9 protein-coding genes are annotated in these 11523 nt (G+C 67.3%); 4 read left to right on the top strand and 5 right to left on the bottom strand.

What is annotated here, in order from left to right:
* The first annotated feature begins 15 nt into the window (after nucleotides 1–15).
* The 3 genes from K338_RS0115690 to K338_RS0115680 are packed head-to-tail and all read left to right on the top strand — an operon-like array spanning nucleotide 16 to nucleotide 3144.
* Nucleotides 16–1344, top strand: a complete 1329-nt coding sequence (locus tag K338_RS0115690; RefSeq protein WP_022919115.1) for an ABC transporter substrate-binding protein — start codon at nucleotides 16–18, stop codon at nucleotides 1342–1344.
* Entirely contained in the window at nucleotides 1341–2267 is a 927-nt protein-coding gene (locus tag K338_RS23260) for a carbohydrate ABC transporter permease (RefSeq protein WP_022919114.1), read from the top strand. Before K338_RS0115690 ends, K338_RS23260 begins: the two co-directional genes overlap by 4 nt.
* A 1-nt stretch (nucleotide 2268) precedes the next feature.
* Entirely contained in the window at nucleotides 2269–3144 is an 876-nt protein-coding gene (locus tag K338_RS0115680; RefSeq protein WP_022919113.1) for a carbohydrate ABC transporter permease, read from the top strand.
* Between the two features lie 9 nt (nucleotides 3145–3153).
* Here the strand turns inward: K338_RS0115680 and K338_RS0115675 are convergent, their stop codons facing one another.
* Genes K338_RS0115675 through K338_RS0115655 form a run of 5 tightly spaced genes read right to left on the bottom strand, consistent with a single transcriptional unit; the run spans nucleotide 3154 to nucleotide 10060 of the window.
* Nucleotides 3154–4419, bottom strand: coding sequence for a hypothetical protein (locus K338_RS0115675; RefSeq protein ID WP_157612532.1), 1266 nt, complete (start codon nucleotides 4417–4419; stop codon nucleotides 3154–3156).
* A complete protein-coding gene (locus K338_RS23255; protein WP_022919111.1) occupies nucleotides 4416–6626 on the bottom strand; it encodes a hypothetical protein in 2211 nt (736 codons plus the stop codon). The genes K338_RS0115675 and K338_RS23255 overlap by 4 nt, the downstream gene beginning before the upstream one ends.
* Nucleotides 6626–8239: a type 2 periplasmic-binding domain-containing protein gene (locus K338_RS0115665; RefSeq protein WP_157612530.1), complete on the bottom strand. Its 1614-nt coding sequence runs from the start codon at nucleotides 8237–8239 to the stop codon at nucleotides 6626–6628. The genes K338_RS23255 and K338_RS0115665 overlap by 1 nt, the downstream gene beginning before the upstream one ends.
* Before the next feature lie 37 nt (nucleotides 8240–8276).
* Nucleotides 8277–9200 carry a carbohydrate ABC transporter permease gene (locus K338_RS0115660; RefSeq protein WP_022919109.1) on the bottom strand — a complete coding sequence of 308 codons (924 nt, stop codon included), beginning with the start codon at nucleotides 9198–9200 and terminating at the stop codon, nucleotides 8277–8279.
* Complete coding sequence (locus K338_RS0115655) at nucleotides 9197–10060, bottom strand: ABC transporter permease (protein ID WP_022919108.1); 864 nt, start codon at nucleotides 10058–10060, stop codon at nucleotides 9197–9199. Before K338_RS0115655 ends, K338_RS0115660 begins: the two co-directional genes overlap by 4 nt.
* Before the next feature lie 287 nt (nucleotides 10061–10347).
* Between K338_RS0115655 and K338_RS0115650 the strand changes: the two genes are divergently transcribed.
* A complete protein-coding gene (locus tag K338_RS0115650) occupies nucleotides 10348–11463 on the top strand; it encodes a LacI family DNA-binding transcriptional regulator (RefSeq protein ID WP_022919107.1) in 1116 nt (371 codons plus the stop codon).
* Nucleotides 11464–11523: the final 60 nt, after the last annotated feature.

Genomic DNA, 11523 nt, shown 5'->3' with positions numbered 1-11523 from the left:
CGCGAGGAGGATCAGATGTCTACTCAACCACTCACCCGTCGTTCCCTGCTGCTCGGCACCACGGGTCTGGGCGCAGCCGGGCTGCTGTCCGGGTGCGTCGGCTCCGGTGGTGGCGGCGAGGAGCCCACCACCGACACCGGCGCCGGGTCCGGCTCGGCGCCCACCGGCGACCCGGACGGGCCGGTCACCCTGCAGAACTCCCAGTCCGACCCGGCGCCGAAGGAGGCGATCGAGCAGATCGTCGCCGACTACGACGGCAACGTCACACTGAACACCGTCGCCACCGAGCAGTTCCGGGCCCAGCTGTCCACCTACCTGACCTCGGCCACCCCGCCCGACGTGCTGTCCTGGTACGCCGGGGCGGTCGCCCGCGACTATGCGGCCGAGGGCCTGCTGTTGGACATCTCTGACCTGTGGACCGGGGACGGCGCGTGCGCAAACTTCTCCGATGCGCTGAAGTCGCTGTCCAGTGCGGAGGACGGCACACAGATCTTCGTGCCGACGAACTACTACTGGTGGTCGGTGTTCTACAAGAAGTCCGCGTTCGAGGAGTGGGGCGTGAGCGCTCCCGAGACCTGGGACGACTTCATGGCCCTGTGCGAGGAGCTCAAGGGCAAGGGGGTGCACCCGCTGGCCAACGGCATCGGCTCCACCCCGTGGATGGCTTCCGGCTGGTTCGACTACCTGAACCTGCGGATCAACGGCGCCGACTACCACCGCGAGCTGCTCGCCGGGGAGCACGCGTTCACCGATCCGGAGGTGACCGCCGTGCTGGAGCAGTACAAGGAGCTCATCCCCTACTTCGACCCGAACATGGCCTCCTACTCCCACCAGGAGGCGGTCACCCCGGTGGCGCAGAACGAGGACGCGATGTACCTGATCGGGGCGTTCGTCACCCAGTTCTTCCCCGAGGACCAGCGCGACGACCTGGACTTCTTCTCCGTGCCGCCGATCAACCCAGACGTGCCCAGTGCCGAGGAGGCGCCCACGGACGGCTACTTCGCCGCCTCCGGGTCACAGAACCCGGCCGGGGCGAAGGCGCTGCTGACCTACCTGGCCTCTCCGGAGGCGCAGGAGACGTTCATCGAGGTGTCCCAGTCCTCGAACCTGCCCACCAGCCCAGACGTGGACACCTCCTCGTTCTCCCCGTTGGTGCAGAAGGGCATCGAGCTGCTGAACAACACTGAGGAGATCACCCAGTTCTTCAACCGGGACTCCTCGGATGCGCTGCAGGCCACCGCTGACGATGCGCTCACCCGGTTCCTCGCCAACCCCGACGACATCCCGGCGATCCAGGAGGGCTGGCAGGCAGCAGCGCAGCGGGTCTGGGACTCCGAGCAGTGAGCACTGCGGCACCGGCCCTGCCGGACCGGCGTGCCCCGGTGGCGCGCTGGTGGGCCGGTGTGCGCAAGGTGCCCGTGGTGGTCTGGGTGTTCCTGCTGCTGCCGGTGGCGGTCGAGGCGTTCTGGGTGTTCTGGCCCGCGGCGAACTCCTTCTCGCTGTCGATGACCCGGTGGAACGGGGTGGGGGCCGCGGAACCGGTCGGTGTGAAGAACTACACCGACCTGCTGGCCGACCCGATCTTCCAGACGGCAGTGAAGAACAACGTGATCTGGGTGGTCGGGTTCGGCGGGCTGAGCGTGCTGGTGGGCCTGGCGATGGCGGTGCTGCTGAACCGACCCGGCCGGGGCATCGGTTTGTACCGGGCGGCAATCTACCTGCCGATGGTGTTCTCGCTGACCGTGACCGGCATGTTCTGGCGGGTGCTGTACTCCCCGGACGGGCCGGTGAACGCCTCGTTGGGGCTGCTCGGGCTTCAGAGCTGGCAGCGGCAGTGGCTCGCGGACCCGGACGTGGCCCTGTACGCGGTGCTGGTGGCGGCGGTCTGGCGGCAGGTCGGCTACATCATGGTGCTCTACCTGGCCGGACTGAAAGGCGTGGACCCGTCCCTGGAGGAGGCGGCCGCCGTGGACGGGGCGAACCGGTGGCAACGGTTCGCCCAGATCGTCTTCCCCCAGCTGCGCGGGGTGAACGCGGTCGTGTTCGCGGTGACCGTGATCGACTCGCTCCGCACCTTCGACATCGTCTGGGCGATGACCCGCGGCGGGCCGTACAACTCCACCCAGCTGCTGTCCACCTACATGTTCGAGCAGGGGTTCACGCTGGTGAACCTGGGCTACGGGTCGGCGATCGCCGTGGTGATCTTCCTGCTCGCGATCGCATTCATCATCACCTACCTGGTGCGCTCGGCGCGGACGGAGGACTGACATGGCGACCACCCCACTCCGTCAGTCCGGCCGGGTCCAGCGCGGCCGGCGCTCCATCGAGCATCGTCGCTCCCCGTGGTTCCACGTGCTGATGATCCCGTTCACCCTGCTCTGGATAGCGCCGATGGTGTTCGTGCTGGTGGTCTCCCTGCGCCCGTTCGACGACCTGATCGCCCGCGGTCTGACCGCGCTGCCGACCACGCTCAGCCTGGAAGGCTTCCGCACCGCGCTGAGCTCGGGCGGGATCGCCGGGGCGTTGCGCAACTCGCTGATCGTCACCGTGGTGGCGGTGGTGCTCTCCTTGTTCCTGGCCTCGCTGGCGGCGTTCGCGCTCAGCCGGTACCGGATCCCGGGCCGGCTGGTGATCCTGCTGGTGATGCTGGCCGGGAACCTGCTGCCGCCGCAGATCCTGCTCATCCCGGTCGCGAAGATTGCCCAGGGGCTGGGCATCTATGACTCGCTGACCGCGCTGATCGTGGTGCAGGTGGGCTTCGGGCTCGGCTTCTACACGTTCGTGCTGCACGGGTTCATGCGCGCCCTGCCGGCGGAGGTGTTCGAGGCGGCGGTGATCGACGGCGCCGGCCCGGTGCGCATCTACGCACAGGTGGTGCTGCCGCTGACCCGCCCGGCGCTGGCGGCGCTGACCGCGCTGGCGACCACGTGGATCTTCAACGACCTGATATTCGCGATGACCGTGCTGCGCACGGAGACGAAGTTCCCGATCACCGCGGCGCTGCTGAACCTGCAGGGCGGGTTCGTCAGCCAGTGGAACGTGGTGGCCGCGGGGTCGATCATCGCAGCCATCCCGACGGCCTTCGTGTTCTTCATCTTCCAGAAGCAGTTCGTCTCCGGCCTGCTGGTGGGCACGAACAAGTAGGGCAGCGGCTCAGTCCTCTACGCTCTCCGCGGCGGCAGCGGCCTGCAGCAATCCCATCGCAGGCCGCACCTGGGGTCGGTCGCCGTCGGTCAGCAGTAGCCGGGACGGGGACCCGATCAGGTGGGTGTAGTACAGCCGGGTGTAGCGGGGCGTCGACTCGGCGAGGCCGAGCAGATATTCCATCGCTTCGACCTGGACATCATCGGTGATCTCCTCATGCGTGAAGAACCCGGGTTGTCCCACACCATCTTCGGTGTTCCAGATCTCGGCACCGGACCAGCTGCCGCGGAACGCATAGAGCACCCGCTCGAGCAAGCAGTCGTCGTAGCCGGTACAGGTCCGCACTCCGGTCAGGTAGGCGTTCGTGTCCGACCATCCATGGTAGGCCACCACGTCGGGTCGGAAGTCCGCCGGCAGCCCGAAGTCCGCAGCGGCATTCGCGATCTCGTTGCGGTACTCGTCCAGGTAGGACGGCGGCAGGCCGGTCGTATTGTGTTCGCTCGGCTCGTCGCAGTGCTCCTGTCGGGGAACCGCGGCCATCCTGCAGTTGGTCAGGTAGTCGACCCAACGCCCCCCGTTCGAGCCGAAGTTGACCGCGGCCACCGTGCATCCTCGTGAGGCGCACGCGCTGGTAGCCGCGAGGTAGTACTGCGCTGCGAGCCGAGGTCCGATCACCGAGTCCGCCCCCGGAGCGGGTGCTGGGTAACCGTTCCCGGAGGTCGCGTTCAGGTTGGGCTCGTTCCAAGCGGCGAACGCGAAGTCACCGGTGTAACCGGTCAGGCCCGCCCAGTCGGTGTCCAGATAGTCGACGAACGCCGCCTGGTACTCAGCGACCGTGGGCGGAACCGGGTCGAACTCATCGTCGGGGTCTGCCGAGGAGAGCGCCTTGAAGGAGATCAGCACTTCCTCACACCCCCTGGCCTGCGCGGTCTCCAGCCACGCGATGTTGGCGGCCAGGCCGCTGGGGTGATCGGGTTCCCCATCGGTCAGCACCGCCGTGTCCCAACCGGTGTAGTACTGGCAGAGCCGCGGCCCGTGGTCAGCGTCTGGCGTGTAGAAGTGGTCGATCATCTCGATCTGTTCAGTGCGCCCGTTGAAGCCGACCTGTAGCCGTTCGGTTGCCCTGGCGTCCGGGGTGACGGTGTGGTCCGGACCCGGCTGCACCGGGGATTCGTCTGCAGTTGCGGCGCTCGCGCCGGCAGCAAGCATCGCCGCCACGACGCTCGTCGCCAGGATCGAACCCACCGCTCGAACGCGGCCCTGATGTGTCGTCATCGGTGCTTCCCCTCGATAGTCGTGGACAGGGCGCTGAGGGTGACCTCACCCACCTGCTCTCCCCAGATCGATCCGGCGGCTCCGTCCGGGTCGAGCTGAAGCCGCCATCGACCCGCCGGAGTGGATACCTCGACCCGATATCCGCCCTGGCTGCTCTCCGAGGAAAGTCGTGGTACCGGATCTGCATCGTCGCGTACCCGGACCACCCAGGCGCTGGTCAGGATGGGCTCACCGGCGCCCACCCAGTACCGGCCCCGCCGTGCCCCGGCGCAGATCTGCTCGACGGCGATGCTGCGCAGCCCGGAGCGGTCCGTCACCGGATGGGAGGTCACCCCTAACGGTGCATCGGCGACTACATCGAGCACATCGTCCACGCACAGGGCGTTCTCGGCCAGGGGCACGATCGAACGCCGGTGATCGTTGTGCACATCGTTAGGGATCAACAAGTTGAGGCCGTGCGCGCTCAGCAACGGGGGGCGAAGGTCGCGCGCCCGGGAGACGTGCAGTCCGACCACCGTCGCGTCGTCGGGGAGGGCAGCCACGACGATCCAGGTGTCGGCGACCGGACCGGTACCGCGCCAGCCTTCGGCGACCGACAAGGCCACACCCTCCTCGACCCGGGCCGCGCTGACGAACCCGCCGGCGAACGTGTCCAGCGTGTAGCCGGCGACCCGCCGCTGCGGATGGGGGGACTCGGTGGTGCTCGAGGCCCGGCCGTCACCCTCGAACCGCAGCACCGGGCAGAGGTTGTGCGCCCACTCGGCCATGTCCGGCCGCTCGGTCGGGAACGCCAGCAGCTGGGTCCGGGTGGCCGCACGCCAGGAGACCGACGCTGTTCGCCGGGTGCCGCGGACGTAGGCGAACCCGTGCTCCCGGTCACTCCAGGCGTCGGTCTCCTCATCGCGGCGTGCAGCGGCGGTGCTGGTCAGGACCACCTCGGGACGGGAGGTCGCCGCAGCTGCGCCGGCGCTCCGGTGCCCTGCGGCGCTACCGATCACGGTGTGGTGCCACCAGAAGCCCAGCGCGCACGCCCGGTCGGTCTCCAAGCGGGCACGGTAGTAGGGCTGGTGGGAGCCGAGCGTCTGCAGACGGCGACCGTAGAGGAGGCCGTCGGAGGTCTCGGCCCGTTCGTGCCCCACCAGGTGGAGGTAACGATCGGCGAGCTCTCCCGCACCCGCATCACCGAGCTCGCGCTCGGCCAGCAGGAGTGCAGGGAGCAGATACTCCTGGCAGTACGCGTACCGGACGCGGGCGTCGCCACCGATCCGCAGAAGCCGCCCGTCCGGTCCGATCAGGCGTCGAATCCGCTGCCACAGGTCCCGCTGGTGCCACAGCAGCGCCTCCGGGACAGGGCGGCCCTGTGCCCTCAGGTCGAGCAGGGCCAGCGCAGCGTTGCTCGCGCAGATCACCATGTAGCCCACGTTCAGGTACCCGTGGTGGTCGAGAGCGTAGGACTCGAAGAAGTTCGCACCTCGATGCGCCTGCGCCACGGGCACCCCGTCGACGACAGCGGTGCTGTCGGCATCGCTGGGTACCGACACCGCGTTGAGGAGGAAGTGCACGGCCACCTCCTGCCACTTTGTGGCATGGGGATGGTCCGGGTACCGCTGCGCGGTGCGCCACAGATGTGCGCCGCACCAGAGGTTCGACTCGGGCCGGTTGAGGCCGTCCTTCTCCCAGCGGCCACCACAGATCCCGGGCACGCCGCCACGCTCATGATGGTCGGCTTGCCAGTCGGCCTCGTCGATCAGCAGATCGGCCAACCCGGCCCGGTACCGGGGTTCCAGCTGTGGACCGAGCTCGTCGAGCACCCATCCCGCTCGCTCCAGACCAAGCACGCTGATCCAGGAGCGGCCCCACCGGCGACCGTCCTCGGCGGCAGCGAACCCGCACGCGTGGGTGGCGACCACATACCTCAGAGCAGCGAGCGCCCGACGAGTCGCCCACCTGCGCGTCGCCTGATCGGGAGAGTGGACCGCTACTGCACCCGTGGCCGCGAGGTACTGCAGCGTCGTCTGCATCCCCCAGGCGGTGTAGCCGGTTCCGTACCAGCCCTGCTCGAGCCCGTCCGAGTCGTTGCGGGTGTGCCAGTCCTGCTCTGCCGACCGCAACCACTGCGTGAGCCAGTCACCTACCTGGTCGGCCGAGACTGCTGCCGGCGGCCTTCCGGACCTGTCGGTCGCCGTGACGTCGGCGCCAGACACCATCACTGCCCAGCCTGCTGCGCGTCGTAAGACTCCTGGTACTCCTCGATCATCGTGCTGCCGCCACCATCGAGGAACTCTTGTGCTGCCGGCTCCCAGTCGCTGACTGGGCGCCGCCCGTAGATGATGTCGTCCTGCACGCTGGCCAATGCACCGGCCAGGGAGTTCAACTGCCGGGACGCCGTCTCGGAGAGCAGGCCGTAGGTCGGGTCCACCACCGACTTCTCGGTCACAGCACTCTGGTGGTCCCAGGCGTCCTGCACCGTGTCCGGCCGACCGGGCGAGTAGATGACGCGTGCCGTGTCACTGAAGTACAGCGACCCGATGTTCACCTCAGTGGCGAGATCGCCCGGTACCGGGTCGGAGCCGTCCAGCTCGTAGTTGCGCCCGGCGATCCCATACTTGTTGAACAGGTACTCCTCGGTCCCGAACGGGGCGGCCAACCAGTCGGCGATCCGCAGCAGAGTCGGGAGCCGGTCACCGACATCGGCGGAGAAGGCGGTGAACCCGGCATTCGGTCGGGGCAGGTCCTGAGTCCCGGCCCCCTCGGTCATACCCGGGATCGACATCGCCTGGATGTCGATCCCGTCGACGCGGGCGTTGGCCACGTACAGGCTGAACCATGCGATGAAGGAGTCGGACATGAACACGATCTGTCCGCCGCCGAACCACTGCTTGCGCGTGGAAGCCGGGGTGCCGGCGGCATCAGGGTTGACGCTCCCGTCGTCGACCAGTTTCCGAGTCGCCTCCAACGCCTCGAGCTGCCGCTCGTCGAGGAGGTTGGTACCGATCGTGCCGTCCTCGAGGGTCCATCGGATCGGAATGTCGCACATCCGGCGCAGGTGGCCGATCGGTGCATCCGACCAGGCCCACCGGTTACCGCCGGTCAGCTCGGCAGAGATCTCCCGGAGCGTCTCGAAAGAGGTGATCTCACGACGATCGATTCCCTCGTCGGCGAGCAGGTCGTTGCGCATCAGCACGCTCGGCAGGGAAACCAGGCCCCGATTCAGCGGGATGGCCCGGATCGTTCCCTCGAAGACGCATTCCTGCCACGAGTCGGTCGGGATCGAGGCCAGACCTGGGTAGTCCTTGATGGCATCGCCGGCGAGGAACTCCGTCAGGTCCGCGGTCTTCGACATCATGAACCGCGGGCGAGAGGGCATCGAGCCCACGTAGAAGGCGTCCGGGAGACTGTCCCCGGCAATCGTGGTGGAGAACTTGGCATCGTACTCACCGGCCGGGGTGAGGGAGATCTGCAGGTCACTGCCGATCCGTTCGTTCATCTCCTGCCAGAACGGGTTGTCCTCCAGAGCCGGGGGCAGACCGAAGCTTGTCGGGCCCATGAACGTCACCGGCTCGCCGTCGCCCGGCGTCTCAGAGCTGAACGCGACCGGGGACTCCGGATAGGCGAAGAAGGCACCCGAGGTACGGCCCAGCTCCGCCGGAAGATCGGGTTCGACGTCCGCATACGGCACGTAGGTGGGCAGAACGGCCGAATTCGCCTCCTGGTCCGCTGCCGGGTCGTTGCTGCCGCCGGAGGAGCAGCTTCCGAGAACGACGGCGGCGCCGGCTCCGGCCATGCCTCCGAACAGGGCTCTGCGGGAGATAGGGATCATCGTTGACATTGCCTTTCAGTTGGTATGTGAATCGTGGTCAGCCCTTGATGGCACCGGTGAGGGCACCCTTGGCGAAGTGCTTTTGCAGCCACGGGTAGACGAGCAGGATCGGCACCACCGAGACCACCAGGATCGCCATCTGCAGCGACGGCTGGGCCGGGATCGCTTCTGCGGCGAGGTCGTAGCCGGTGATGGCGTTGTCGTCGACGACGTAGGTCCGCAGCACCAGCTGCAACGGCCACATCGTGGAGTCATTGAGATACAGCAGTGCCGAGAAGAACGCGTTCCAGTAGCCGACGGCGTAGAACAGCCCGATCACGGCCAGCGCTGCCTTGGACAGCGGCACGACGATGCTGGTCAGAATCCGGATCTCCGAGGCCCCGTCGATCTCGGCCGCGTCCAGGATGTCGCTGGGCAGACTGCCGAAGAATGCCCGCAGCACGATCACGTTGAATGCGCTCAGCGCAGTGGGGACGATCAGCGAGGCCAGCGAGTTCAGCAGCCCATAGGACTGCACCGCCAGGTAGGTGGGCAGCAACCCCGGGCTGAAGAACAGGCTGATCACCACGAGCATGGTCAGCCCACGCCGGAACGGTAGGGCCGGCCGGGTCAGGGTGTAGGCGAGCAGTGAGCTGACCGTGAGACTGAGCAGTGTCCCGCAGACGGTGACGATGACACTGATCCCGAGCGCACGGGTGACGATGCCGCCGGAGAGGATCGCCTGATAGGCGGAGAAGTCGAGGCTTTCCGGGAAGAGCACGAGTCCACCGGCCCGGGAGACCTGCTCCGGCGGCGCCATGGACGTGGAGAGGATCCCGACGAAGGGCAGCACGACCAACGCACAGGCCACGGAGAAGACGATGGCCTTCACCACGGTCGCCGCTGGCGAGGGAGGCAGCTGCCCCCCGACCAGCGGACGACGGCGACGGCGGCGTGCGGGGGTTGGGGTGATGGTGCTCATGTGCGGTACAGACCGTCCTCTCCGAAGATGTGCGCCACCTTGTTGGCACCCCAGACGAGCACCACGCCGACCACGCCCTTCACCAGGCCCACGGCCGCCGCCTCACTCCAGTTCTGGTCGACGATGCCGTTGTTGTAGACGTAGGTGTCGAGCACCTCGGATGCCTGCAGGCCCACTGCTTGCTGCTGCAGAATGATCTGTTCGAAGCCCACCGACAGGGCATCGCCGAGCTTGAGGATGAGCAGCAGCACCACGATCGGTCGCAGCGCCGGCAGCGTCACGTGCCACATCTGCCGCCAGCGGCCGGCCCCGTCCACGCTCGCCGCCTCGTACAGCTCCGTGCTGACCTGCGAGAGGACTGCCAGGAACAGGATCGTCGCCCAGCCGGAGTCCTTCCAGACCACTTGGGCGGTGATCAGCGGGATGAAGGCATCCGGATCGCCGATGATGGAGAACGTGTCCCACCCCTGGCTCCGCAGGAAGTTGTTGATCATCCCCGCGCCACCCAAGAACTGCTGGAAGACAGCGACCACGATCACCCAGGACAGGAAGTGCGGGAGGTACAGCACTGACTGGACCAGACGCTTGATGCGCTCCGACACCAGGCTGTTCATCGCCAGTGCCAGACAGATCGGTATCGGAAACACCAGGACCACCTGAACGAGCGTGATGATCAAGGTGTTGCCGAGAGCGTTGACGAAGCGCGGATCGCCGCCGGTGATGATCTCGAAGTTCTCGAGGCCGACCCAGTCACTCTCTGCGATACCGATGAACGGCAGATAGTCCTTGAACGCAATGACGTTTCCGGCCAACGGCACGTACTGGAAAGCCAGCAGCAGCACCAGTCCGGGCAGTGCCATCAGGATCAGCGGAGCTGCCCCTGGCGGCCGTCGGCGTCGCCGGGACCGGGCCTGTCCCCGCTTCCCGATCGCTTCCTCCGGGACGGATGGGCGCCGCCTCGTCTCAGTCAGTGTCGGCAAGAAGTCTCCCGTACGTGTCGTCGTTGTCACCGAGCAGGCACTTGTTTATCCGTCGTCACGAGCAGCTAGCAAGACAATCGATCACAATCGATCACGTTTCGCGCACGGCTCTGCACGAACGTGATCATTCGTTTGGCAGGATGGTCATGTCGACAGAGGAGCCCCGAATGTCCGACCACCTACCCACGAAGCGGCGCGAACGTCTGCTCACCCTCTTGCGCACCCGTGGTTCGATCCGGGTCAGCGAGATAGCGGTTGAGCTCGGAGTGTCACAGCCCACTGTGCGCCGCGACCTCAGCGTGCTGACGCAGCGTGGTCTGATCAGTCGGGAGCACGGGGGCGCCACCCCGGTGGCACCGGGGCGGGTCCCCGGTCGCTACCCCTCGGACGGACCGCACTGGGTCGTCGGCATGGTGGTGCCCAGCCTGCACTACTACTTCCCGGCGGTGGCCCGGGGGGCGAAGGCGGCAGCAGACTCCGCCGGAGCACGACTGGTCCTTCGTGGTTCTGAATATGATCCGATGGCCGATCGTGAGCAGATCGGCGGGCTCGTCGCCCGATCTGAGATCCAGGGGCTGATCGTTGCCCCGGAGCTGCGACGACCGACATCACCGGAGCTGCTGCACTGGCTCGACGCACTACCGATCCCGGTTGTCCTGGTCGAGCGGCAACCGGCTTCGGACCAGTTCGTCGAACAGCTGCAGTGGGTCGCCTCGGACCACGTGCGCGGCGGCGCCGCCGCAGTGGAGCACCTGCACGCCCAGGGCCACCGGTGGATCGGCCTGTTCGGCACGGACAACGTCACCGGAACTCAGGTAGCGGTGGGCTGGCGTGCTGCCCTCCGCCGACATGGACTGGACCCGGACCGTCAGCTCGTGGGCCAGATGGGGATGTTCCACCGAGACTCCCGCGAGTCCGCAGTGACCGATGTCGTCGAACGGGTCCGCAACGGCACGCTGACGGCGCTGATCGTGCAGCCCGATCCCGATGCCCTGGCGCTAGCACAGCGATGCGGGGAAGCAGGGATACGGATACCCGAGGACCTCGCCATCGTCGCCTACGACGACGAGATCGCCCCGATGGGCGAACCCGCACTGACAGCAGTGCGGCCAGCGAAGACCTACGTGGGCAGACTGGCGATGAAGGTCCTGCTGACGCGACTCCGGCAAGGCGCCGAGGCACCGCCTCAGCAGCTGCTGGTCCGCCCCCAGCTCATGGTGCGGCAGTCGAGTATCGGTCGCGCAGCCGACGTGCCGCACCTCCCTCTGCTCTCGGAGGCGTAGGCACCAATCTGCACCGCCGGTCACGTACCCGCTGGTGCGCAAGCGTGGGGCAGCGCGCCA

It is taken from the genome of Ruania albidiflava DSM 18029 (assembly GCF_000421225.1).
Taxonomy (GTDB): Bacteria; Actinomycetota; Actinomycetes; order Actinomycetales; family Beutenbergiaceae; genus Ruania; species Ruania albidiflava.
This window is presented reverse-complemented; position numbering and strand designations above follow the sequence as displayed.

What these genes read in the sequence shown, in the direction of transcription:
- K338_RS23255 (WP_022919111.1), bottom strand. Translation starts at nt 6,626, where the DNA reads ATGGTGTCTGGCGCCGACGTCACGGCGACCGACAGGTCCGGAAGGCCG.
- K338_RS0115665 (WP_157612530.1), bottom strand. Translation starts at nt 8,239, where the DNA reads ATGATCCCTATCTCCCGCAGAGCCCTGTTCGGAGGCATGGCCGGAGCC.
- K338_RS0115675 (WP_157612532.1), bottom strand. Translation starts at nt 4,419, where the DNA reads ATGACGACACATCAGGGCCGCGTTCGAGCGGTGGGTTCGATCCTGGCG.
- K338_RS0115680 (WP_022919113.1), top strand. Translation starts at nt 2,269, where the DNA reads ATGGCGACCACCCCACTCCGTCAGTCCGGCCGGGTCCAGCGCGGCCGG.
- K338_RS0115660 (WP_022919109.1), bottom strand. Translation starts at nt 9,200, where the DNA reads ATGAGCACCATCACCCCAACCCCCGCACGCCGCCGTCGCCGTCGTCCG.
- K338_RS0115655 (WP_022919108.1), bottom strand. Translation starts at nt 10,060, where the DNA reads ATGGCACTGCCCGGACTGGTGCTGCTGCTGGCTTTCCAGTACGTGCCG.
- K338_RS0115650 (WP_022919107.1), top strand. Translation starts at nt 10,348, where the DNA reads ATGTCCGACCACCTACCCACGAAGCGGCGCGAACGTCTGCTCACCCTC.
- K338_RS0115690 (WP_022919115.1), top strand. Translation starts at nt 16, where the DNA reads ATGTCTACTCAACCACTCACCCGTCGTTCCCTGCTGCTCGGCACCACG.